This window comes from Bradyrhizobium sp. P3_C3, from assembly GCF_056402655.1.
The window spans coordinates 55,552-77,723 of sequence record NZ_JBFUGY010000033.1 but is presented as its reverse complement, the minus strand read 5'-3'; the positions used below and the strand labels follow the sequence as shown (position 1 = coordinate 77,723).

The following is a 22,172-nucleotide window of genomic DNA, read 5'->3' as shown; positions in this document are numbered from 1 at the left end:
ACCTGTCCAAACGACGAGCTTGTCCAAAGAAAACGTCGACATCTTGGCTATTGCGGCAGGCCGCAACTTGCAACGTCATTTCGTTGGCAACAAGCGCACACGAGCGTTGCAGGAAAGCAGCGCTGGCACTTCGGCAGGATATATCGCCTCGGCTAGCCTCGCCGTGCCAGCACGAAGGCCGCCGCCGCGGCGATCAATGCCGGGACGGCCGCAGCGCCAAACAGCGGCTGCGGTCCCATGTCGCGGGCCAGCATCACGCCGCCGATCAGAGGCCCCACGATCGAGCCGATGCGGCCGATGCCCAGCGCCCAGCCCACGCCGGTCGATCTGATCGCCGTCGGATAGAAGGTCGCCGTCAGCGCGTTCGAGGCGATCTGTCCCCCGACGATGCAAAATCCCGACGCGAAGATCGCGATCGTGACCAGCACGATCGAATGGCTGGCCATGCCGACGGCCGCAACCGCGACCGCCGCCCCGAGATAGGTCAGCGACAACGCGCGAAACGAGAAGCGGTCGATGAACTGGCCGAGCGTGAACGTGCCGACCACGCCGCCGACCTGGAGCATCGCACCAATCGCGGCCGCCCCCGAAACCGACACGCCGAGATCGTTCAGCACGGTGGGCAGCCAGTTCGACAGCAAATACAGGTCGAGCAGGCTCATGAAGAACACGACCCAGAGCAGGACCGTCACCGGTGCGCGGCCCTCCGCAAACAAATGCGCGACGGGCAATCCCGACAATTTGGGCTCCTGGACTACGAATTTGGCGTTGCCGGCGATGGATACCCCCGGGGCTAGCTTTTGCAGGAGGTTCGCCACCTCGCGGTCGCGGCCGCCCATCATCGCCAGGAACCGGATCGACTCCGGCAACGCCTTGAAGAGCAAAGGCAGAAGCAGCAGCGGCACGAGGCCGCCGACGAGGAACACCGAGCGCCAGCCGAAAGCCGGGATCATGGCGGCCGCCAGCAACCCGCCCAGGGCCGCACCGATCGAAAAGCCTGCGAACATGATCATGACATGGTGGCGCGGCGGCGATGCGGGCTGAACTCGGAGGTCAGCGCAATCGCATTGGGCATTGCACCGCCGAGACCAAGGCCGGTCAGAACGCGCAACGCGATCAGCCAGGTCGTGTCCACCGCGAACACGGTGAGCAGCGTCCCGATGCCGAACACCAGCGTGCTTGCGAGGATGATACGGCGGCGACCGATCCTGTCGGCCATCGGACCGAAGATCAGGGCGCCGATCATGAGGCCCAGAAGCCCCGCGCTGAACACCGGACCGAGGCTGCCACGCGCCAGCTTCCATTCCTGCGCGACTGCAGGCGCGACATAACCGATGGCCTGGGTGTCGAAGCCGTCGATGAACAGCACCGCGGCGCAGACGAGCAGGACCCGGATCTGAAAGGCGCCGACCGGCTGACGATCGACATAGGCGGGAACATCGACCGTGCCCGACACGATCTCATCCGTAGCTGTGACGGCCATGCCCAACCCCTCCCCGGCAGCTCATGCACTATTATTCTTCTTAAAATCTCTTATAGTGAGATTATAACGAAGGCAAGCCACTGCCGTGCCGCCGTTTTGCGGCCGCCGCGAATGCGGGTATCACGGCCAATACGCGAAGCTGGATCGAATCTCACTTGGTCAAAGCAAACAGTCAGGATCGAGTCCTTGCCGTGCTCGATCTCTTCACCGAGGCACGGCCGCAATGGTCGCCCGAAGAGCTCATGAAGGAGCTCGGCTACACGAGGCCGACGCTGTATCGCTATCTGAAGAGCTTGAAGGACAGCGGCTTCGTGATGCCGACGCGCGGCGGCCGGTTCGCGCTTGGCCCGCGCGTGGTGGAGATGGACTATCTCAGCCGCCGTTCCGATCCGCTGATCGCAGCAGCCACCCCGCATCTGGAGCGGCTGTCGGCCGCGCACCCCTGTACGGCCCTGGTCGTGCGCTGGTACGGCGAAAAGATGCTGTGCGTGGCTTCAATCGCCTCCGTCGTGAATCCCGTAAGCAGCTATCCGCGCGGCCGACCGATGGCGATGGGACGCGGCGCAATCGCGCGCTCGATCATGGCCTTTCTGCCCAAGCAGCGCGTGATGCCACTGGTGACGCGCTATGCCGCCGATCTGCGCAGCGTCGGCGTCGGCGACACCTCCGACGAAATCCTGGCAGCGCTGAAACGCGTGCGGCGCGCCGGCGTCGCCGTTGCCTTTGGCGAAGTGACACCGGGCGCGGTCGGGATCGCCGCACCGATCCTCGATGCGGGCTACCCGATCGCAAGCCTCTGCATCACGATCGCCGGACCACATGCCAAGGGCGAGTTGATCGATCGCATCAGCGCGGAGGTCCGCGAAGCGGCCCGGCAGATCTCCGAGGCCGCGACAGAATAATCTCATTATTTGAGATTTTACTTGACGAGATCTGTGCGACATCTCATGAGGACGAGCGATCGCGCCTCGCGCGATGACAATCGTGGGGAAGCGATGTGAGGCAGGCTTCAGCGGATAGCGACGCGCCCGTCGTGATCGTCGGCGGCGGACCGGTCGGGATGGGTCTGGCGATCGGCCTTGGCCAGCGTGGCATCAAGACCATCGTCGTGGAACGCCACGAACAGCCGCAGCCGATCCCCAAGGGACAGAACCTCACGCAGCGGACGATGGAGCATTTCCATTTCTGGGGCGCGGAGGCAGCGCTGCGCGCGGCCCGCACCATTCCTCCCGACTACGGCATCGGCGGAATGACCAGCTACGGGACGCTGCTCAGCGGCTACAATTACAACTGGCTGCAGCGCGAGCTCGTCCGCCCCTTCTATTTCACCGACAACGAACGCCTGCCGCAATACGCGACCGAAGCCGTGTTGCGGCAACGGGCGGCACAGCTTCCCTCCATTGACCTGCAATACGGCTGGACCTGCCGGGATGTCCGGCCTGACGCCGAGGGCGTGGGCCTCGACATCGAAAATCGCGACGGGATGATACAGAGCCTTCGCGCCGACTACGTGATCGGCTGCGATGGCAGCCGATCGATCGTGCGCGAACGCGCCGGCATCACCCAGACCCGCTCCGACCACGACCGGCTGATGGTGCTGCTGGTGTTTCGCTCCGTCGAATTGCATCGACTGCTCGAGGCCTTTCCAGGCAAGTCGTTCTACAGCGTGTTGCATCCGGACCTCGAGGGCTATTGGAAGTTCTTCGGCCGGGTCGATCTCGGCAGCACCTGGTTCTTCCATGCTCCCGTTCCCGCGGACACCACCGCCGACAATTTCGATTTCCGACGCTTGCTCCACGATGCCGCCGGCGCACAATTCGACATCGAATTCGAGCACATCGGATTCTGGGATCTTCGCTTCACGGTCGCGGACAGCTACCGCGCAGGCCGCGTCTTCGTCGCCGGAGACGCCGCGCACAGCCATCCGCCCTATGGCGGCTATGGCATCAACACCGGCTTCGAGGACGCCGCAAATCTGGCGTGGAAGCTCGCCGCGACGCTGCAAGGCTGGGCGCCAGCCGGTCTGCTCGACAGCTACGATGCCGAGCGGCGTCCGGTGTTTGCGTCCACCGCGCGCGATTTCATCGAGACGCCGATCTTCCGCGACCGCGATTTTCTTCGCCGGCACGATCCGGCGCGCGATCGGGCGGATTTCGAGGCCGCCTGGCGCGAGCGGCACTCCGGCGCGCGCGCCGAGGTCAACGCCTTCGAGCCGAATTACGAGGGGTCACCAATCGTCTTTGGTCCGGCCGGCGCTGTCTGCAGCGCGATCGGCTCGCACGCCTATCCGGCGCGCGCAGGTCATCATCTCACGCCGCAACCTTTGTCGTCAGGCAAAAACGTGTTCGAGGAATTGGGTGACGGCTTCACCTTGATCGATCTGACGGACGGCACCGCGGCTACAGCTCTTGAGCAAGCCGCCGCGCGGCTTGGCATCCCGCTGAGGGTGATCAGGGACACCGCATCAGGCGGCCGCGAGAAATACGAGGCGCGGCTGATCCTGGTGAGGCCCGATCAATTCGTCGCCTACGCGGGCGACAACGCTGATGACGCATCCGATATCCTGATGCGCGCCGTCGGCCGATCCTGAGAGAAACGCCTTCGCCGCAGGCCCACAACCCTACGCCGCGCCGTCGTCATCCTCTTCGTCGGCAGCGCGAGCGGCTTCCCTCACCTCCACCAGCGCCATCGAGAGCAGATAGACGGTCGTGGGCAAGCCGACGCGGCGCGCCGTCTCCACGGCACGCGACAAATCGCTCGCCAGCTCCTTGAGCTCGTCCCCCCGTGACAATGTCCCACCCCATCCATCCGCCGACCACGGCCGCCTAGACCGCGATGGCGCCGCTGGTTCTGATCAGTTCGGCGCTGGCATGGACTGTAGCAAAATTCCCGATCACATTCACCACCGACTGTTTGTAGACGGCGGCATCGCCCGTGCCCGGCTGCCGGCAGGCGACGGCGTCAGTGACGATCTGGTAGCGATGGCTGCGGTGAAACCCGTCGACGGCGGTAGCCAGGATGGTTTCGTCCAGGGAAAAGCCGACCAGAATGCAGCGTACATTGCGGATATTGGACATGTAGTCCACGAACCGCGCGGAGCTGTAGGCCGACGGCAGCGGGTGCTCGAACGTCATTTCGCCGGGTCGCGGCTTCGCCTCCGCGATCCAATCGGTCAGCCTGGATGCCGGATTGAACCACGCCGCCTGGGCGATGCGCTTCAGATGCATCACCGGCCAGAGATTGGTGCGCCACAGTGTCAGGAGCTCCAGGCAGCGCACGGTGGCGGCTTCGCCGTCGAGGATGACATGGCGACGCCCGGGGGTCAGATATTCGACCTGGAGATCCGCACAGACCAGGATCGGCGGATCATCGGTAATGGAAGCCAGCATTGTCTTGCGCAGAGCTGCACCAATTTCAGTGATCGGCGAGTGCGAGGTCCCGTAGCGGCGAGGTCACCGCCCGCCCCGCGGATGCGTCGAGCACGCCGGGCCGGTCCCAATCGCCCTCGGGACGGATGATCACATAGGGATCGCTGTCCAGCGTGATGGCGTCCGGCCCCGGCTCGATCTCCAGCAGCATCTCCGTGTAGGAGAAATCCGAGAAGGTGATCTTGCGGTTGTGACCGAGCGGCTTGGCGCCGAAATGAGCCCAGAAATCGACCAGCCGGTCCTGCGCCTGGCCGTAGATCTTGCGAAAGCCCTTGCGCTTCACATAGTCGACGCTCGCCTGAACCAGCTTGAACGAGACGCGCGAGCGCCGATATTGATGACGCACCGCGAGCCGCTCCACCTTGGCGAAATCCCCGAAGAAGCGTACCCGCAGGCAACCCGCAGGCTCGTTGCCGACGTAGCCGATGAAGTGCGCTGCGACCATGTCGTTGCCGTCGAACTCCTCGTCGAACGGACAATCCTGCTCGGCGAGATAGACCGCCGCGCGAATGGCGGTGACCAGCATGAGGTCGTTGGGATCGCGCGCGAGGCGAATGGTGATGGCGCGGGAGTCGGGCTTGGCGAGGGGAATCCTAGTGCCGTGCATCTGCAAAACTCCTTGTTTGGATGATCGCGCCCGGCATCCGCATCGGCTGCCGATGCCAGGGCCGCTCGTAACACCAGAGATCGGGCTGGAAGCTCGGGACGGGGTCGAATCCCGTCGCCTTCATGATGTCGCGTCCGGCCACGGTTGACGGCTGCGCATAGCAATCCGCGCCGCGAAACCTTACCTGACGTAGATGAGCCGCGGCCTTGCCGAGACCGGCGATACCCCGGCCTGTCGCCGCGATCGCCCAGATGTAGATCGCTGCAACGTCTTCCTTCGCGGAAGCGAGATAGCGCGTTTCGGGTGCGGTCAGGCAGATCTCGTCGAGCAGCAGCGCATCGTGTCCGCGGTCGTTGAGGAACAAGAAGGCCATGCCGCCGACCAGATTGCCCTTGCGACTGAATGTCAGGATGCTCTGAGGATCGAACGTGAAATATCGCGCAAGCTCTGCCGTTCCGATCTGCACACCCGGCACCAGCCGGTGCGCCATTTCAGAAAGCGCAGCAATTTCGGAAGATTGCGCACATCGGACATCGACGTCCGGACTGAGCGGCAATGCATCGAAATCATGCCTTGCGGCAAAGGAGCCCCTTTCCATACTCATGTCACCCCTCTATCGTCCGAGGATTTAGTGCCCCGCTATGACGATGACCTTAGCGGTTGGGGATCTGGCGTATGCAGCAGTTATTGCACCGGGGTGCTGCTTTGATGCAGCACCGTGAAGAAGCCCTGGACGCGTCCTGGGACGATTTGAAACTCTTTTTAGCGTGCGCAAAATATAAAAGTTTCCGCAACGCGGCCGAAGAACTCGGCCTCACCTCCACCACGCTGATGCGCAGGATCGACCGGCTCGAAGAGAGCATCGACTGCAAGCTGTTCCTGCGCGACCAGAGCGGACTGACGCTCAGCGATGAAGGCGCTGCGATGATCGCCGACGTCGCGCATATGGAGCGTCATGCCTTCAACGTCTTCCGGCGTGCTTCGCGATCGTCGAGCGACACGTCAGGCACCGTGCGCGTCGCGGTGACGGAAGGCCCCGGCAATTTCTGGATCCTGCCGCGGCTGATCGATTTCCAGAAGACCTATCGCAAGATCACCGTCGATCTGCGCTGCGCGATGGAGCAGGCCGACGTCGCCCGGCTTGAATCCGACATCGCGATCCAGCTCGAGCCGCCGACCAATCCCGACCTGATCGTCGCCAAGCTCGGCCGCCTGCACATCTATCCCTTCGTCTCCAGGGAATACGAGAGCCTCTACGGCGTGCCGGCGTCCCTCGCCGAGCTGAAGAACCACCGCATCATCAAGCAGAGCGCGCCGCAGGTCGACGACGGCGCCTACGCCCGCGTGCTTGGACTGAAGTCGCTCGAGGGCATCGTCGGGATCAAGACCAACTCCTCGGTCGGCGTGCTCTATGCCGTGGAGCGCGGCGCCGGCATCGGCTTCCTGCCGACCGTGTCGATCGCGCTCGGCGCACCGCTCGTCGCCGTCGATCTGGGCGTCAGCCACCACGCCGATCTCTGGCTCACCTATCACAAGGAATTCCGCAACTCCGAGCGCCACAAGATCGTGGTCGACTGGCTGAAGAAGATCTTCGATGCCAAGACCTATCCCTGCTTCCGCGACGAGTTCATCCATCCGAATGCGCTGGTGCCAATGATGACGGCCGCGCGCGAGGGCTTTGGGCTAACGGGTTATGTCGCGGCAACGCCGACGTAGACGCAGGGCGCGCTTCGCCCTCACCATCTGTACTCGAAGCCGACCGTCCCCTGATGCGACGTCAATTCGTTGCGGAACTTGCCGTCATAGTTGATGTAGAGCCGCGCGACGCTGGTGAGGCTGAGCGAGGCCGAGGCGCCGGCATCCATGCCGTAACGGCTCTCCCCGATGCCGGGAACGACGATGCTCTGGGTTCCCAGGCTGACCTGCACCGCTCCCAGGTTCTGGTAGAAATTGTCGACGAACTTGCCGTAGGCCGACAGGTCCAGGATTTTCTGGTCGTAGATGAAGTACCGCCCGATCTCCGCGCCGATCATCACGCGTGCGCGTGAGAGTGCCGTGGAGCCGACGTTCAATGGATCGAGTCCTCCGGCCTCCTGGAACGCGGCGCTGGTGGCGCGCACATATTCGAGCGCGCCCTTGGGCACGATGCGCATCTGGTCCTTGGTCCAGTAGTAGCTGATCTCGGTCAGACCACCGTCGATCGCGGCACGATAACCCGCGGTCGCAAGACCAAAGCCGGTGTCCCTGCTGGAACGGACCTTGCCGAAACCGTGCACCACCGCGAACGCCCAGGTCCACGGTCCCTTGTCGACCGAGCCGTTGAAACCGATCTGCGTCAGGTCGAGCGTCGCCGACTGCAGCGCCAGCGGCACGTCGATGTCGGTATGGCTCTGGTCAACGGAGAAGCCGAGATTGACGCCCGGCGCGACCCGCGCACCGAAGCCGGCGACGCCGCCAAAGGTCTTGCGCTTGTCGCCGAGGAAGTCGCCTTGCGCGTCGGTCCGGACCGAGATGCCATAGCCTTCGAACCAGGTGCGGTAGAGCGGATCCTCCGTGCTCGCCGAGGCGCCGCCCCCACCGGGATTGTTGCGCGATGCACGGTTGACGCCGCCAGAGGCCTGGTTGCCGAGCCGCTCCAGGAAATTGGAGCCAAGATAGAGCGCACTGTTGCCGGCCGACTGGTCGTAATTGGTCGCGGTCGGCGTGGGGGTCGGTGACGCCGTGGGTGTCGGGGTCGGGGTCGGCGTGGGCGTCGGACTCTGCGCGAAGGCTGATGTCCCCGACATCATCACGACGAGTCCAAGCGCCATGACGAGCGCAGCCGCGATCCGGCGGACACGGCCCAGCCCGACCGTCTGCCGTGTCCCGGAGAGCTGCAAGGCGCAGCGCATGACGACTAATCCCAAAGCAAAGTGGCGGAGCGCAAAAATGCAACACGAACGGCGCGCGCTTGCGGCGATTTGTGCCGAACTGCCACGCAGGGTCAACCGGTTGGGCGCGCTGGAGCGGGGCTATTGCCTCGATTGTGGTTCCCTTGCCACAGGTCGCAAATAGCAGACAGCGACACCCGCCGCGATCTTGAAAGCCGTGCACCGCTTGCTAACGCGCGAATTTCATGTTGCAATATTGGACACAATCGGAATTGGCCGCTCGGCTGTGCGTTTCGCGACATTGAGACTCGAACAGACTACCGGAAGCCCGTTTGTGGCGTGGCACGCGAAACTGCGGCCGCGTCTTTTTTGTATCTAGTGGAGGAGATGAGCGATGCCGCAAAAGGGCACCGTCAAATGGTTCAACCCGACCAAGGGCTATGGGTTCATCAAGCCGAACGGCAGCGATAAGGACGTGTTCGTCCATATCTCGGCCGTCGAGCGTGCCGGACTCTCGACCCTTAATGAGAACCAGGTGGTTGAATACGACCTCGTGGAGAACCGCGGCAAAGCATCCGCGGAGAACCTCAAGGTCTCCTGATTTCTCTCAAAGCTCTCGCGCGAGAGATCATGACGATGCCCCCGGCTCTGCCGGGGGATTTTGTTTGCGAAGACGAAACACGGTGCGACGGCGCTTCAGCGCACCACCGGCGATACCAGGAAATTCTCCGAGGGCCCGCTTCCGTCCGTCCTGCACACATCGCCCTCGATCCGGACCTTGCCGGTCGCTAGCAACCGCAGCGCTTCGGGATAGATGCGATGCTCCACCTCGAGAATGCGCTCCGACAGCGTAGCGCCCGTGTCGTGGTCGCTAACAGGGACTGCACCCTGCATCACGATCGGGCCAGCATCGGTCTCGGGGATCACGAAGTGCACTGTCGCGCCAGACAGTTTGACGCCGGCGCGCAAAGCCTGACCGTGCGGGTCCAAACCAGTGAATGACGGCAGCAGCGACGGATGGATGTTGAGCATCCGCCCATACCAGGCCTTGGTGAACTCGGCCGTGAACAGGCGCATGAAGCCGCCGAGACAGATCAGCTCGATGCCGTGCTGGTCGAGCGCGGCCTGCAGCAGCTTTTCGAAGCCGGCGCGGTCCTTGCCGAACGGCTTGCTTTCGATCACCAGCGTGTTGACGCCGCTCGCCTTTGCGCGTTCGAGCCCGAGAGCGTCGGCCTTGTTGGAGATGACGAGCGAGATTTCCGCTGGAAACTCCGCCGCAGCAGCGGCCCTGATCAGCGCGGACATGTTGGAGCCGCGGCCGGAGATCAGGATGGCGACGCGGCGCTTCATCACAGCGCCAGTCATCACAGCGCCAGGTCGAGGTGGCCGTTGTAGACGACGCGGTGCTCGCCCTCGGCCGGAATCACGGTACCGAGCTGCGCCACCGTTTCACCGGCATCGCTGAAGACCTGCACGACCTGATCGACCTTGTCGGGCTCGACGATTGCGATCATGCCGATGCCGCAGTTGAAGGTGCGCAGCATCTCGAGCTCGGCGATGCCGGCTTGAGCAGCCAGCCATTTGAACACCGGCAGCACCGGCAGGCGCGCCAAATCGATGCCGACGCCAAGATGGCTCGGCAGCACGCGTGGAATGTTGTCGGTGAAACCGCCGCCGGTGATGTGGGCAAGCCCCTTCACCGCGCCGGTCTCGCGGATCGCACGCAGGCAGGATTTGACGTAGAGCCGCGTCGGCGTCAGAAGCGCGCCGCCGAGCGTCATGACCGGCGCGAACGGGGCCGGCGCCTCGAAGCTGAGGCCGGACTGCTCGACGATCTTGCGCACCAGCGAGAAGCCGTTGGAGTGCACGCCAGAAGAGGCAAGGCCGATCACGGCATCGCCCGCGGCGATGTCCTTGCGCGGCAATAAGGTACCGCGCTCGGCGGCGCCGACGGCAAAGCCGCCGAGGTCGTAGTCGCCGTCCTTGTAGAGGCCGGGCATCTCGGCGGTCTCGCCCCCGATCAGGGCGCAGCCGGATTCGCGGCAGCCTTCGGCAACACCGGCGACGATCGAGGCGGTCGTCTCCGGGTCGAGCTTGCCGCAGGCGAAATAGTCGAGGAAGAACAACGGCTCGGCGCCCTGCACCACGAGGTCGTTGACGCTCATGGCGACGAGGTCGATGCCGATCCCGCCATGCAGGCCGGTCTCGATCGCGATCTTGACCTTGGTGCCGACGCCGTCGGTCGCGGCGACCAGGACGGGGTCCTTGAAACCGGCCGCCTTGAGGTCGAACAGGCCGCCGAATCCGCCGATCTCGGCGTCGGCGCCGGGCCGCGCGGTGGCGCGCACCATCGGCTTGATCAGATCGACCAGGCGGTTGCCCGCGTCGATATCGACGCCTGAATCGGCGTAAGTGAGGCCGTTTTTGCGGTCGGTCATGCCCGATTTCCAGTGGGTTTGCGGCTGGTTACGTCGAATTCCGGGGACGCGCAATGGCAAGCGTGGCGCCCCGCCCTATACTATGTAGATATCAACCGGTTCAGCCTTCAATCGGGCCGGATTCGAGGTCAGGCCGGGTGCCAGGAAGCGCCGCGTGAGTATTCCGAATATCATTACCCTGGGCCGCATCATGCTGGTCCCAATCATCGTCTGGGCCATCGTGTCGAGCCAAATGGAGGTTGCGTTCGCCGTCTTCCTCATTGCCGGCGTCAGCGACGCGGTCGACGGCTTCCTCGCCAAGCGCTTCAACATGACGAGCGAGCTCGGCGCCCTGCTCGATCCGCTCGCGGACAAGGCGCTGCTGGTCTCGATCTATCTGGCGCTGGGGATCTGGGGCGACATCCCGCGCTGGATCGTGATCCTGGTGGTGTCGCGCGACATCATGATCGTCGCCGCCGTGATCGTGTCCTGGCTGTTCGACAAGCCGGTCGAGATGAAGCCGTCGAAGGTGTCGAAGCTCAACACCGCCGCCCAGGTGGCCTACGCGGCGCTGGTGCTGGCCTCCCTCGCTTTCGGCTTCAAGCCGGCGCCCTATGATATGATCCTGATGGGCCTCGTCACGATCTTCACGCTCTCGTCCGTGTCGCTCTATCTCGTCGAGTGGCTGCGGCACATGAGTACGATCGAAGCCAAGTAGCACGATCGAGGCCAAATGAACCGGGATGCGGCCCCGCAAAAGGCCAACTCCCGCTCGATGACGTCGAATCTCTTCAAACGAAGCCGGCGCGCCGGCACGGAGCACAGCAAGCGTGGCAGGCCGCGTTCATCCCCGACAATTGGCATTCTCGCTTCCGCACGCGGAGAGCCTCAGCCGGGACAATTTTCTCGAAGGCCCCGCCAACGAAGCCGGTCTTGCCCTCATCGATGCCTGGCCTGAATGGCCGAACCGGATCATGTGGCTGGCCGGCCCGGAAGGAAGCGGCAAGAGCCATCTCGCCGCGATCTGGGCCGAGGCTTCCGGCGCCCGCTCGACCACAGCCAATGGGCTGACCGCCGAAAACGTCCCGGGCGCGCTCGCCACCGGCGCGCTGGTGGTCGAGGATCTCAAGGCAAAAGAGTTCGACGAGCGGGCCCTGTTTCATCTGATGAACCTCGCCCGCGAGGATGGGGCCTACCTGCTCTTCACCGGCCGCGAGGTACCGGCGTCGATCGAGATCGAGCTGCGCGACCTGCGCTCGCGGCTGCGCGCGGTGCCTGTCATCTCGCTGCTGCCGCCCGACGACCAGCTTTTCCGCGGCCTGATCGTCAAGTTCTGCGCCGACCGCCAGCTCACCGTGGATGAGAGCGTGGTCAGCTACCTCGCCACCCGCCTGGAGCGGTCCTCGGCGGCCGCACGGGAGGCCGTTGAGCTGCTCGACAGCGAGGCCCTGCGCCTCGGTCGCCCCGTCACGCGGGCCCTGGCGGCCGAGCTGCTTCGGGACGCCTGACCCCTCCACCCTGGCTCCAAGGCCGCTTGACGCGGCGCAGCGGCGGAACATCAATGTCATCGAAACGTCATCGGACTAACACATGCTCCCGCCGGTTTTGCGCATAAGTCGCAAATTGAGGCGAACTGGATGGATCGACTTCTGATGGACTCTGCGCAAGCTGTTGAAATTAAAGAAAAAGCCCCGGAGACCGAGGGCCTGCCGGCGATTGCCTCAAGTCCCGAGCGCTTCATCAATCGCGAGCTCTCCTGGCTGCATTTCAACCGCCGCGTCCTCGAGGAAGCGGTCAATCCCAGCCACCCCATGCTGGAGCGGGTGCGATTCCTGTCGATTTCAGCGAATAACCTCGACGAATTCTTCATGGTCCGCGTCGCTGGCATCAAGGCCCAGATCCGCGAGGGCATCGCCGAGCGCAGCCCCGACGGCCTGACGCCGTCCGAGCAGCTCGCGCTGATCAACCGCACCGTCTCGCAGCTTGCCTCCGACCAGCAGGCGATCTGGCGCGACCTGCGCGGCACGCTGGCCGACGTAGGCATCGTGCTGGTCGACGGCAAGGACGTCACCAAGGCGGAACGGACCTGGATCGAGGACTACTTCCTCAACAACGTGTTTCCGCTGTTGACCCCGCTCGCGATCGACCCGGCTCACCCCTTCCCGTTCATTCCGAGCCTCGGCTTCACCATCGCGCTCCAGCTGACGCGCGCCGCCGACGGCAAGCAGATGAACGCGCTAATTCGTATGCCCGGCAAGATCGACCGCTTCATCCGGCTGCCGGCCGAGGGCAAGGTCGTGCGGCTGATCTCGCTCGAGCAGGCGACCGGGCTGTTCATCAACCGCCTGTTCCCCGGCTACAATCTCCACGGCCAGGGCGCCTTCCGCATCATCCGCGACTCCGAGCTCGAAATCGAGGAAGAGGCCGAAGACCTCGTTCGCCTGTTCGAGACCGCTCTGAAGCGCCGCCGCCGCGGGTCGGTGATCCGGCTCGAGATCGACGGCAAGATGCCGGAGGAGCTGCGCAGCTTCGTGCAGCATGCGCTGTCGGCCGCCGACGACGAGGTCTTCCTGGTCGACGGCGTGCTCGCCATGAACGAGCTCTCGCAGCTCACCCGCCTCGACCGGCCCGATCTCGAATTCACCCCTTACGTACCGCGCCATCCCGAGCGCGTGCGCGAGCATGGCGGCGACATCTTTGCCGCGATCCGGCAGAAGGACCTCGTCGTCCATCATCCCTACGAATCCTTCGACGTGGTCGTGCAGTTCCTGCAGCAGGCCGCCCGCGATCCCGATGTCGTCGCGATCAAGCAGACGCTGTACCGCACCTCCAACAACTCGCCGATCGTGCGCACGCTGGCGGAAGCCGCCGAAGCCGGCAAGTCCGTCACCGCGCTGATCGAATTGAAGGCGCGCTTCGACGAGGAGGCCAACATCCGCTGGGCGCGCGACCTCGAACGCGCCGGCGTGCAGGTCGTCTACGGCTTCCTCGAACTGAAGACGCACGCGAAGCTCTCGATGGTGGTGCGCCGCGAGGGCGGCGGCCTCACCACTTACGTCCACACCGGCACCGGCAATTATCACCCCGTCACCGCACGTATCTACACCGACCTCTCCTACTTCACCTCGGATCCGACCATCGGCCGCGACGCGGCGCGCGTGTTCAACTTCATCACCGGTTATGCCGCGCCGAGCGATCTGGAAAAGATGGCGGTGTCGCCGCTGACGTTGCGCAAGCGCATCATCGAGCACATCCAGGGCGAGACCGCGCATGCGCGGCATGGCCGACCCGGCGCGGTCTGGATGAAGATGAATGCGCTGGTCGACCCCGACATCATCGACGCGCTCTACGAGGCCTCGCAAGCCGGCGTCCAGGTCGAGCTCGTCGTGCGCGGAATCTGCTGCCTCAGGCCCGGCATTCCAGGCCTGTCGGAGAACATCCGCGTCAAGTCGATCATCGGGCGCTTCCTGGAACACGGCCGAATCTACTGTTTCGGCATGGGCCAGGGCCTGCCGAGCGCGAAAGCGGCTGTGTATATCTCCTCGGCCGACATGATGCCGCGCAACCTCGACCGCCGCGTCGAGGTGCTGTGTCCGCTGCAAAATCCCACGGTGCATCAGCAGGTTCTCGAACAGATCATGGTCGCGAATCTGAAGGACAATGAGCAGAGCTGGCAATTGTTGCCGGACGGGTCCTCGACGCGTATGAAGACCGCGAAGGGCGAGGAGCCTTTCAACGTCCACAACTACTTCATGACAAATCCGAGTCTATCTGGCCGTGGAAAGTCGCTCAAGGAATCCTCGCCGCGCCGTCTCACGCGCCGTAATGAACGTCATCAATCTTGATCCGGGATCGAGGACGTGAAGCGGCCGCGTAAGCGCGGCTCGAGCGTCGCGGTCATCGATATCGGTTCCAACTCGGTCCGTCTCGTCGTCTACGAGGGACTGACGCGGAGCCTCATTCCGATCTTCAACGAGAAGACGCTGTGCGGCCTCGGGCGCGAGGTGCAGAGCACGGGCCTGCTTGCGCCCGATGCCGTCGACAAGGCGCTGACCTCGCTGAAGCGGTTCCGGGCCCTGTGCCGCGTCATGCAGGTCGGTCGCGTGTTTGCGATTGCGACCGCAGCCTGCCGCGATGCCTCCAACGGCCCCGACTTCATCGCGAAAGCCGAGCGCATCTGCGCCGTGAAGATCGAAATCCTGTCGGGCCCGCGCGAGGCACGGCTGTCGGCGCTCGGCGTGATCTCCGGCATCCACCATCCCGACGGCATTGTCGGCGATCTCGGCGGCGGCTCGCTCGAGCTGATCGACGTGCGCAAGAACAGCGTGCGCAGCGGCGTGACGCTGCCGCTCGGCGGCCTCGCGCTCCAGGACCTCGCGCACAAATCGCTCAAGCGCGCCGACCGCATCGTGCGCGAGGAGCTCGACGAGGTGCCGCAGCTCACCGCCGGCCGCGGCCGTACCTTCTATGCCGTCGGCGGCACCTGGCGCGCGCTCGCGCGCATCCACATCATCCAGAGCGGCTATCCGCTCCAGGTGATGCACGGCTACTCCATTTCCGCAGCTGAAGCGCTCGACTTTTCGCGTCGGCTCCGCCGGCTTGCGGCCGCCGACATGCTGGCCGACATCGAGATCGTCGCGGATGCCAGGCGCCCGCTCCTCACCTATGCGGCGCTGGTGCTCGAGCACATCATCCGCGTGGCGAAACCCAAATCCATCGTGTTCTCGACCTTCGGCGTGCGCGAGGGCCTCTTGCACGAGAAGCTGTCGGAATCCGAGCGCAACAAGGACGGGCTGATCTGCGCCGCGGAAGAGCTCAATCAGCTGCTGTCGCGTTCGGCAAAGCACGCCCGCGAGCTGATCGCCTGGACCGACCGCCTCGCGCGCGTGGTGAAGCTGCGCGAGACCGAGGAGGACCGCCGCTTGCGCCACACCGCGTGCCTGCTCTCCGACATCGGCTGGCGCGTGCACCCTGACCATCGCGGCGAGCAGACGCTGAGCCTGGTCGTCAACGGCAATTTCGGCGCAATCACCCACACCGAGCGCGCCTTCGTCGGCCTGTCCGTGTTCTACCGCTATGCGGGCCTGAGCGAGGAGAACCAGCCGCCGGTGACCATGCAGGAACTGCTGACACCGGCCCAGCTCGAACGCGCCCGTCTGCTGGGTGCCGCGTTCCGCGTCGCCCATCTGATCTCGGCGGCACGCCCGGGTGTGCTGCCGGCCACGCATTTCCGCAGCCAGGGCCGCAATCTGATGCTGGTGTTCGAGCACCGGCTCGTCGACCTCGTCGCCGACCGCGTCGGCAGCCGCTTCCGCGCCCTCGCCCGCCTGATCGGCCGCTCCGGCTCGATCGTGCGGCGCTAGAGCATGATCCGGAAAAGTGCGCAGCGGTTTTCCGAAAAGATCATGCTCAAACAACAACCTAAAGCGCGATAACGATTGATTCCAATCTCGTCGCGCTTTAGACCAGCTGGCCGGTCCTGATCCTTCCCGGACGCTTCTTGAGCCACATGATCGCGCCGCTGATGAACAGGGCGAGAGGTGCGAAGCCGGCTGCGAACACCAACAGGCGCCCGATCAGCCCGAACGTCGCGCCGTTATGGATCCAGAGCTGTTCGGCCAGATAGCGATCCCCCATCGACATCGCGGCCGAAGTGCGATCGTGCACCACTGCGCCACTCCATGGATCGAGCCAGATCGCCCCCCGGGCACGTACCGCGGGATCAGCACCCGCGGCCCGGAACTGCACCCGCCACGTGTTGCGCGTTTCGGTGGGCGGGCTCAGCATGGCAACCGCCATGCCCGGCTTGGCCGCTTGCGCGCTCCGCATGATCGCATCGGGTGATAGCGGCGGTGTCCCCGTGGGGGGCGGCGCTTCGATCCGCGGCGAGGGATCGGCCGTCGGTTGCGACACAAGGCCGACGATGGGACGCACCACGTCGGGAAAAATGATCCCGACGCCGGTCATCGAGATCACCGTGAGCGCGAGCAGCGCCCAAAAGCCGGCCGTGCCGTGGACGTCGAAAACAAATCGAAGCAGCGAAACGTCCTTCCGGACCGACACCGATCGCCAGAATCGACCCGGCCTCGGCCACCACAAGATGACGCCTGACATGGCCAGGCCGAGCAGCATGAACCCGACAACGCCGACCAGCTCTTTGCCCCACCACTCGTAGAGCAGCAGCGTGTAGTGCAGACGATAAACCTTAAGGGAGAACGCGTTGATGTAGTCACGCCGCCCGAGCACCTTCCCGTTCGAAGGATCGACCATGGTCGTCCAGCGATTCGGGTAGCGGCCTTTCGCAGTTTCATGCGCATGTATCACGACCCAGACCGGCCAGGTCCGATCCGGCGCGAGGATCGTGGCTATCGGCGCGGGATCCGCTGCCGCGGCCGCGCGCATCACCTCGCTCAACGTCGCCTCTCGTTCCCGACCGGCGGGAGTGTAAAGCGCCGGGTTCAGGGCGGCGTCGATTTCCCGATAGAAGACGATGAAGCTACCCGTGAGGCCGATCAGCACCACGACGATGCCGCCGAGTAATCCGAGCCATCGATGAGCCCACAGCAGCCCACGCCGTGCGCGTCCGGTGAGGTTCGGGGCCGGCAACATCGCCGTTGCACGCGTCAAAGCCGACCCGCCTCAGAAATCCGTCGACATCGACAATAGCAGGGTTCGCGGTACACCTTGCGACAATGCGGAGAAGCTCGCCACGCCAGCCCAGTAATTGGTATCGAACACGTTCTGAACCAGGGCCCGCAGCGTCACCGGCCGGTTGTTGATCCGCGTGTTGTAGCGGGCACCCAGGTCGAGCCTCGTCCAGGCCGGAACGACCTGCATGTTCGCCGCATCCAGATATTGGTGTCCCGTATAGATGGTGTTTGCGACCAGCGTCAGTCCGGGCGCGAACGGGGTGTCCCATTCAGCGGACAGGTTTGCCTGCACCTGAGGCACACCGATCGGCGTCTTGCCGAGATTGGTTGGCGTGCTTGTCTTTGTCAGCTCCGCATCGATCAACGTCACGCCGCCAAGGACCCGTATGCCCGGCTGCACCTCTCCGAATACGGTGAACTCCAGGCCGCGATTGCGCTGTTCGGCGTCCGCCCGGAAGATCTTGTCGACACCCAATTGTCCCGACGGCTTGGTGATCTGGAACACGCTGATCGTGGTGGCCAGCATTCCGAAGTCGACCTTGACGCCTGCCTCATGCTGCTTGCTGAAGTAAGGCGCAAGAACTTCCCCCTGATTGCTCGCGGTCGTCGGTGCGATGTCGCCCTTGCTGAGCCCCTCGATGTAGTTGGTGTAGAGCGAAACGTTGCTCCAGGGCTTGACGACGAGGCCGACCATCGGCGTGAGCGCCGTCTGGTCATAGGAGGACGTGACCGCTCCCGTGGTGGTATTGAAGTTGTTGGACTTCACCCCCTGCTGGCGCACGCCGACGGTCAGCTGAAGGCGCTCCTGAAAAACCGACAAAGTGTCAGCCAGCGCAAGGCCGGTCAATTCGGTATCCGAAAGCTTCGGAACAGTCGCGGGAGCAGCAACGAGCTGCTCAGGACGGGCGATCGGCGCATAGATGTTGGACAGAACCGGCGTCCCGGACACAGAGCCCCGTGAGATCTGATCCGTGTAGTAGCTGCCCTGGAAACTCACGGCGTGACTGATCGCGCCGGTTTCAAACCGGGCGCGCACACCGGCGTCGGCGACATTCCTGTCAATATCGAATTTGAAGCGTCCCGGTGTCGACGTGGTGTTGCCGGCCGCGTTCAGGATCGTCGGCGTGCCGAACAAGCGATCGACCTGGGTCCTGCCGCCACCGCCGTCGGCGAACACCGTCACGGAATCCGTCACATCGTATTCGGCGCGCGCCTGCAGCGAGTTGTCATGAACCTTGGCCCATTCCCAGGCCTGCGTGACATTGCGCCTCCCGACCGGCGCGGTCGGGACAGCTACGCCTGTTGCGACCAGAAACGGTCTCGTGGGCGCGTCGAACTTTTCTTCCTGATCGATGAAGTCGAGCGATGCTCTGAATTTCTCACCGCGATAATCGAACGCGGCGGCGCCGACATGCGCCTCCCGGTTCTGGTTGTCCAGCGGCGTATCACCATTGTGATAGCTGCCATTGACGCGAATTCCGAATTCGCGGTTCTCGCCGAACCGTCGGCTGACGTCGAGATGCGTGCCGAACTGGCTGTTCGTCGCGTAGTCGGTCGTAACCCGTGTGAGATCGACATCAGAGGCACGCTTCGGGACGATATTGATGGTGCCCCCGACGCTGCTGTTCGGGGCCATCCCGTAAAGCAGCGCGGTCGGGCCCTTGATGATCTCGATCCGTTCGACGTAGTCGGTGAAGACACGGTAGTTCGGCGCAACACCGTAGACACCGTTGAAGGCAATTTCTCCGACATTCCCCTCGCCGATCGGAAAGCCGCGGATGAAGAAGGAGTCGAGAATGCCGCCGGTCTGACCGGTGAAACGGACCGAAGGGTCGTTGCTGACGACGTCGGCTATCGTGCTGGCCTGCTGATCTTCGATCTTCTTCGCCGTGTAACTGGTGATGTTGAACGGCGTGTCCATGAAATCCCTGTTGCCCAGCAAGCCGATCTGGCCTCCGCGGGCGACCTGCCCACCTGGGTAGGAGGGCGGGAGTGCGCCGGGCCTTGCGGCAGCGGGCTTCGCTTCCGCCTGCATCCTGGCCCGCTCATTCGCGGGCGCGCTTTGACGGCCCGCCCTTCGACTTGGGTTCAAACGCGGGCGTGCACGCTGCTTCGGCACGTCGGCAGTGACGGTCACCGCCGGCAAGGCTGTCGCCGTCTCCGGCGCAGCGCTTTGCGCGCTGGTGCGGTGAAGGAAGCCGTCGCCGAACAAGGCGATGGAGACCAGAGAGGCCGCGAAGGCCGTCGGTCTGGAGAACTTCGAATGGGATTTGACGGTAGCGGCAAGAATAGCAGCAGGGCGGCAGGTGGCTCTCGAAGGCATCTCTCAACAGCTTCCGGTTTGACAGGAATAAATACCGGAGCGACGTGCCGCGGCATGAGCCGCCAAGTCAATAAAAACGCCTTTATTTTCAGTAGTTTATAATAAGTCAAAGTCTAAATCGCGCAGAGGTTGAGAGCGCTGTGGGTCACCCACGAAGTGCCGGACCGCACTGTGCGTGACCGCCTGACGCGCGAGTTCGCCATAAGGCGGCAATGCTCGCCGGCGTGCGGAGCTATGATGACCGGTTCAGTGGGGACGGCGGCTGTCAGAATGATCGCGCGCAACACCTCTCCCCGCCGGGAAGAGGCAAGCAAAACCAGATCATGCCGTGGAGATTACTCCGCCGAGGCCTTGGCGTGGCGCTCGGAGGACTCCAGCGCGGCCGCGCTCAGGCTGCGCCGGCGCCAGATGCTGCCGACGACCAGCACGACGACGACGCCGAGAGCGGCGCAGAGATATTCGCCGCCTCCGCCGCCATGGGCGAATTGGGGCGGGATGCGAAGCGCGCCGAGCATGCTGTCCAGCGAGGCACCGAGCGGGCCGTCGAACAGCGTGTGCAGCTTCGGCGCGATGCCGGGATCGGTCGCGATCACCTCGCCCGAGATCCAGCCGAGCAGTGCTGCACCCGCCCAGACCAGGACCGGCAGCTTTGCGAGCAGCGCCATGATCAGGGCCGCACCGGCGACGATCAGCGGCACGCTGATGGCAAGGCCGAGGATCAGCAGCGGCACGCTGCCATTGGCGGCGGCGGCCACCGCAATGACGTTGTCGAGACTCATGACGATGTCGGCGACGACGACGATCTGCACCGCCTGCCACAGATGCGAGGCGGACTCGACGCCCTCCTCGTCCTCGTTCTCCGGCACCAGGAGCTTCGCCGCGATCACGATCAGCGCGAGACCGCCGACGAGCTTGAGATACGGCAGCTCCATCAAGCTCGCGACGATGCCGGTGAAGATGATCCGTAGCAGCACGGCTGCGCCGGCGCCGAAGATCATGCCCCACAGCCGGTGCCGCGGCTTGAGTCCGCGGCAGGCGAGCGCAATCACCAGCGCGTTGTCGCCGGAGAGCAGGATGTTGATCCAGATGATCTTGCCGACCGCAATCCAGAAGGTCGGTTCGGCCATCTCGTTGCGAAACTGGGTGAAGAATGCCCCGATCGAAGCGGGATCGAAGACCTGCCAGAGCCAGTTCACAATACGTCCTTTCGCCCCGTCGATATTAACCTATCGGCTGATCAGCCGACGATCTCGTTGCCCGAGAAGAACTGCGCGATTTCGATCGCGGCGGTCTCCGGCGCATCCGAGCCGTGAGCGGAATTCTCGCCGATCGACTTTGCGTAGAGCTTGCGGATGGTGCCGTCGGCGGCCTTGGACGGATCGGTCGCACCCATCGCGTCGCGGTACTTGGCAATGGCGCCCTCGGCTTCCAGCACCTGGACCACCACGGGGCCCGAGGTCATGAACTCGACGAGCTCGCCGAAGAACGGGCGCGCCTTGTGCACGGCATAGAAGGTCTCGGCCTGTTCCTTGGTCATGCGGATGCGCTTCTGCGCGACGATGCGCAGGCCCGCCTTCTCGATCACGGCGTTGACCGCACCGGTCAGGTTACGCGCGGTCGCATCGGGCTTGATGATCGAGAAAGTGCGTTCGATGGCCATAATCTTGTCCTTGAGAAGAAAGCGGTGGTTCGGAGTTGCCGGGCTTATATCGGCGCCTTTGCCGGACGGCAAGCGACCGCCAAAACCGCCCCCGGACGCTTCGCCGCAGGCTGCCCCGCCGGATCTAGTCATGGATTACCGAGATTTCACCCAGATGAACCCAATCTGAAGGCTCCGTTCAGGGCTTGGTTCAGCTTCGCCGGCGTAAGGTCGGGCCTATCGAAACCGAAAGCCCGATCATCAGGCAGACCGTTTCGGCGGCCTTTCCATCGACGCGATAGCCCCGCGCCGGCAGTCTTTAGGAGATCACCATGTTGAGGAAACTTTCGCTTGCCGCTGTCGCCGCGGTTGCGCTGGGTGCCGCGCTGGCGCCGACCTCCGCCTCCGCTCACTGGCATGGCGGCTGGGGCTGGCACGGCGGCGGCGGTGGCTGGCATCACGGCTGGGGTGGACCGCGCTTCTATGCCGGCGGCCCCGTCTCCTACGGTTATGGCGGCTGCTACGTGCGCCGGCTGGTCCCGACCCCCTGGGGACCCCGCTGGCGGCTGATCAACCGCTGCTACTGAGCCCGACAGCACCTTCCTGAGGTACCTAGGCCCCCCAGGTACCTTCCAAGCGAAGCCCCGGCGTTCCCCTGCGCCGGGGCTTTGTATTTGGGCGGCCTTTGCCCGGCTTCATGCAATTTTTACTAGAGGGCCGGGCAATCTCCGCGAGCGGCGAAACCATTTGGGGGG

22 protein-coding genes are annotated in these 22,172 nt (G+C 64.2%); 9 read left to right on the top strand and 13 right to left on the bottom strand.

Going from position 1 to position 22,172, the window contains the following annotated elements; genetic code table 11:
• Positions 1–152: 152 nt before the first annotated feature.
• Together AC1DW2_RS31080 and AC1DW2_RS31075 are read right to left on the bottom strand one after the other, a co-directional pair.
• Entirely contained in the window at positions 153–1,013 is an 861-nt protein-coding gene (locus AC1DW2_RS31080) for an MFS transporter (RefSeq protein ID WP_477007864.1), read from the bottom strand.
• On the bottom strand, positions 1,010–1,483 hold the full coding sequence (locus tag AC1DW2_RS31075; RefSeq protein ID WP_477007863.1) for an MFS transporter: 474 nt from the start codon (positions 1,481–1,483) through the stop codon (positions 1,010–1,012). Before AC1DW2_RS31075 ends, AC1DW2_RS31080 begins: the two co-directional genes overlap by 4 nt.
• Positions 1,484–1,638: 155 nt before the next feature.
• On the opposite strand from AC1DW2_RS31075, the gene AC1DW2_RS31070 reads away from it, so the two are divergent.
• Both AC1DW2_RS31070 and AC1DW2_RS31065 read left to right on the top strand, forming a co-directional pair.
• Positions 1,639–2,385 carry an IclR family transcriptional regulator gene (locus AC1DW2_RS31070; protein WP_477007862.1) on the top strand — a complete coding sequence of 249 codons (747 nt, stop codon included), beginning with the start codon at positions 1,639–1,641 and terminating at the stop codon, positions 2,383–2,385.
• Between the two features lie 95 nt (positions 2,386–2,480).
• Complete coding sequence (locus tag AC1DW2_RS31065) at positions 2,481–4,073, top strand: FAD-dependent monooxygenase (protein WP_477007861.1); 1,593 nt, start codon at positions 2,481–2,483, stop codon at positions 4,071–4,073.
• A 30-nt stretch (positions 4,074–4,103) separates the two neighbouring features.
• Here AC1DW2_RS31065 and AC1DW2_RS31060 read toward each other — a convergent pair whose 3' ends face one another.
• From AC1DW2_RS31060 to AC1DW2_RS31045, 4 genes are read right to left on the bottom strand one after another with little or no spacing between them, the layout of a single operon-like run.
• Positions 4,104–4,274, bottom strand: a complete 171-nt coding sequence (locus AC1DW2_RS31060; protein WP_354179772.1) for a hypothetical protein — start codon at positions 4,272–4,274, stop codon at positions 4,104–4,106.
• Between the two features lie 34 nt (positions 4,275–4,308).
• Positions 4,309–4,872 (bottom strand): isochorismatase family protein, encoded by a 564-nt coding sequence (locus AC1DW2_RS31055; protein WP_354122129.1) that lies wholly within the window; start codon positions 4,870–4,872, stop codon positions 4,309–4,311.
• A 25-nt stretch (positions 4,873–4,897) separates the two neighbouring features.
• Positions 4,898–5,518, bottom strand: coding sequence for a GNAT family N-acetyltransferase (locus AC1DW2_RS31050; protein ID WP_063983664.1), 621 nt, complete (start codon positions 5,516–5,518; stop codon positions 4,898–4,900).
• Positions 5,505–6,122 (bottom strand): hypothetical protein, encoded by a 618-nt coding sequence (locus AC1DW2_RS31045; RefSeq protein WP_208086453.1) that lies wholly within the window; start codon positions 6,120–6,122, stop codon positions 5,505–5,507. Before AC1DW2_RS31045 ends, AC1DW2_RS31050 begins: the two co-directional genes overlap by 14 nt.
• Positions 6,123–6,193: 71 nt before the next feature.
• Between AC1DW2_RS31045 and AC1DW2_RS31040 the strand changes: the two genes are divergently transcribed.
• Positions 6,194–7,234 carry a LysR family transcriptional regulator gene (locus AC1DW2_RS31040; RefSeq protein ID WP_208086452.1) on the top strand — a complete coding sequence of 347 codons (1,041 nt, stop codon included), beginning with the start codon at positions 6,194–6,196 and terminating at the stop codon, positions 7,232–7,234.
• Positions 7,235–7,254: 20 nt separating this feature from the next.
• Here AC1DW2_RS31040 and AC1DW2_RS31035 read toward each other — a convergent pair whose 3' ends face one another.
• Entirely contained in the window at positions 7,255–8,409 is a 1,155-nt protein-coding gene (locus tag AC1DW2_RS31035) for an autotransporter outer membrane beta-barrel domain-containing protein (protein ID WP_439034790.1), read from the bottom strand.
• Positions 8,410–8,782: 373 nt separating this feature from the next.
• Between AC1DW2_RS31035 and AC1DW2_RS31030 the strand changes: the two genes are divergently transcribed.
• Positions 8,783–8,989: a cold-shock protein gene (locus AC1DW2_RS31030; RefSeq protein ID WP_007591938.1), complete on the top strand. Its 207-nt coding sequence runs from the start codon at positions 8,783–8,785 to the stop codon at positions 8,987–8,989.
• 95 nt (positions 8,990–9,084) lie between these two features.
• Here AC1DW2_RS31030 and purN read toward each other — a convergent pair whose 3' ends face one another.
• Complete coding sequence (gene purN, locus AC1DW2_RS31025; protein WP_477007869.1) at positions 9,085–9,738, bottom strand: phosphoribosylglycinamide formyltransferase; 654 nt, start codon at positions 9,736–9,738, stop codon at positions 9,085–9,087.
• A gap of 14 nt (positions 9,739–9,752) precedes the next feature.
• Positions 9,753–10,826, bottom strand: coding sequence for a phosphoribosylformylglycinamidine cyclo-ligase (purM, locus tag AC1DW2_RS31020; RefSeq protein WP_477007860.1), 1,074 nt, complete (start codon positions 10,824–10,826; stop codon positions 9,753–9,755).
• A 154-nt stretch (positions 10,827–10,980) separates the two neighbouring features.
• Between purM and AC1DW2_RS31015 the strand changes: the two genes are divergently transcribed.
• The 4 genes from AC1DW2_RS31015 to ppx all read left to right on the top strand — a co-directional run bounded on the left by AC1DW2_RS31015 (position 10,981) and on the right by ppx (position 16,168).
• The gene (locus tag AC1DW2_RS31015) at positions 10,981–11,523 is read left to right on the top strand and encodes a CDP-alcohol phosphatidyltransferase family protein (protein ID WP_208086450.1); all 543 of its coding nucleotides are present in this window, start codon (positions 10,981–10,983) and stop codon (positions 11,521–11,523) included.
• Positions 11,524–11,635: 112 nt separating this feature from the next.
• A complete protein-coding gene (locus AC1DW2_RS31010; RefSeq protein WP_439034789.1) occupies positions 11,636–12,313 on the top strand; it encodes a P-loop NTPase family protein in 678 nt (225 codons plus the stop codon).
• A gap of 144 nt (positions 12,314–12,457) precedes the next feature.
• Positions 12,458–14,650, top strand: coding sequence for an RNA degradosome polyphosphate kinase (locus tag AC1DW2_RS31005; RefSeq protein WP_063983670.1), 2,193 nt, complete (start codon positions 12,458–12,460; stop codon positions 14,648–14,650).
• Between the two features lie 15 nt (positions 14,651–14,665).
• Positions 14,666–16,168 carry an exopolyphosphatase gene (gene ppx / locus AC1DW2_RS31000; RefSeq protein ID WP_041957841.1) on the top strand — a complete coding sequence of 501 codons (1,503 nt, stop codon included), beginning with the start codon at positions 14,666–14,668 and terminating at the stop codon, positions 16,166–16,168.
• A 97-nt stretch (positions 16,169–16,265) separates the two neighbouring features.
• Here ppx and AC1DW2_RS30995 read toward each other — a convergent pair whose 3' ends face one another.
• The 4 genes from AC1DW2_RS30995 to ndk all read right to left on the bottom strand — a co-directional run bounded on the left by AC1DW2_RS30995 (position 16,266) and on the right by ndk (position 21,438).
• Entirely contained in the window at positions 16,266–17,432 is a 1,167-nt protein-coding gene (locus AC1DW2_RS30995; RefSeq protein ID WP_477007859.1) for a PepSY-associated TM helix domain-containing protein, read from the bottom strand.
• A gap of 12 nt (positions 17,433–17,444) precedes the next feature.
• Positions 17,445–19,490, bottom strand: a complete 2,046-nt coding sequence (locus AC1DW2_RS30990) for a TonB-dependent receptor (RefSeq protein WP_477007858.1) — start codon at positions 19,488–19,490, stop codon at positions 17,445–17,447.
• A gap of 623 nt (positions 19,491–20,113) precedes the next feature.
• Positions 20,114–20,974 (bottom strand): TerC family protein, encoded by an 861-nt coding sequence (locus tag AC1DW2_RS30985; RefSeq protein WP_477007857.1) that lies wholly within the window; start codon positions 20,972–20,974, stop codon positions 20,114–20,116.
• Positions 20,975–21,015: 41 nt separating this feature from the next.
• Positions 21,016–21,438: a nucleoside-diphosphate kinase gene (ndk, locus tag AC1DW2_RS30980; protein ID WP_027535388.1), complete on the bottom strand. Its 423-nt coding sequence runs from the start codon at positions 21,436–21,438 to the stop codon at positions 21,016–21,018.
• 311 nt (positions 21,439–21,749) lie between these two features.
• Between ndk and AC1DW2_RS30975 the strand changes: the two genes are divergently transcribed.
• The gene (locus AC1DW2_RS30975) at positions 21,750–22,004 is read left to right on the top strand and encodes a hypothetical protein (protein ID WP_014495771.1); all 255 of its coding nucleotides are present in this window, start codon (positions 21,750–21,752) and stop codon (positions 22,002–22,004) included.
• Positions 22,005–22,172: the final 168 nt, after the last annotated feature.

Excerpts from the sequence above, each read along its gene's own strand:
- AC1DW2_RS31080 (WP_477007864.1), bottom strand. The coding sequence starts at position 1,013 with ATGATCATGTTCGCAGGCTTTTCGATCGGTGCGGCCCTGGGCGGGTTG.
- AC1DW2_RS31075 (WP_477007863.1), bottom strand. The coding sequence starts at position 1,483 with ATGGCCGTCACAGCTACGGATGAGATCGTGTCGGGCACGGTCGATGTT.
- AC1DW2_RS31055 (WP_354122129.1), bottom strand. The coding sequence starts at position 4,872 with ATGCTGGCTTCCATTACCGATGATCCGCCGATCCTGGTCTGTGCGGAT.
- AC1DW2_RS31050 (WP_063983664.1), bottom strand. The coding sequence starts at position 5,518 with ATGCACGGCACTAGGATTCCCCTCGCCAAGCCCGACTCCCGCGCCATC.
- AC1DW2_RS31045 (WP_208086453.1), bottom strand. The coding sequence starts at position 6,122 with ATGAGTATGGAAAGGGGCTCCTTTGCCGCAAGGCATGATTTCGATGCA.
- AC1DW2_RS31040 (WP_208086452.1), top strand. The coding sequence starts at position 6,194 with ATGCAGCAGTTATTGCACCGGGGTGCTGCTTTGATGCAGCACCGTGAA.
- AC1DW2_RS31035 (WP_439034790.1), bottom strand. The coding sequence starts at position 8,409 with ATGCGCTGCGCCTTGCAGCTCTCCGGGACACGGCAGACGGTCGGGCTG.
- AC1DW2_RS31030 (WP_007591938.1), top strand. The coding sequence starts at position 8,783 with ATGCCGCAAAAGGGCACCGTCAAATGGTTCAACCCGACCAAGGGCTAT.
- purN (WP_477007869.1), bottom strand. The coding sequence starts at position 9,738 with ATGAAGCGCCGCGTCGCCATCCTGATCTCCGGCCGCGGCTCCAACATG.
- purM (WP_477007860.1), bottom strand. The coding sequence starts at position 10,826 with ATGACCGACCGCAAAAACGGCCTCACTTACGCCGATTCAGGCGTCGAT.
- AC1DW2_RS31005 (WP_063983670.1), top strand. The coding sequence starts at position 12,458 with ATGGACTCTGCGCAAGCTGTTGAAATTAAAGAAAAAGCCCCGGAGACC.
- AC1DW2_RS30990 (WP_477007858.1), bottom strand. The coding sequence starts at position 19,490 with ATGCAGGCGGAAGCGAAGCCCGCTGCCGCAAGGCCCGGCGCACTCCCG.
- ndk (WP_027535388.1), bottom strand. The coding sequence starts at position 21,438 with ATGGCCATCGAACGCACTTTCTCGATCATCAAGCCCGATGCGACCGCG.
- AC1DW2_RS30975 (WP_014495771.1), top strand. The coding sequence starts at position 21,750 with ATGTTGAGGAAACTTTCGCTTGCCGCTGTCGCCGCGGTTGCGCTGGGT.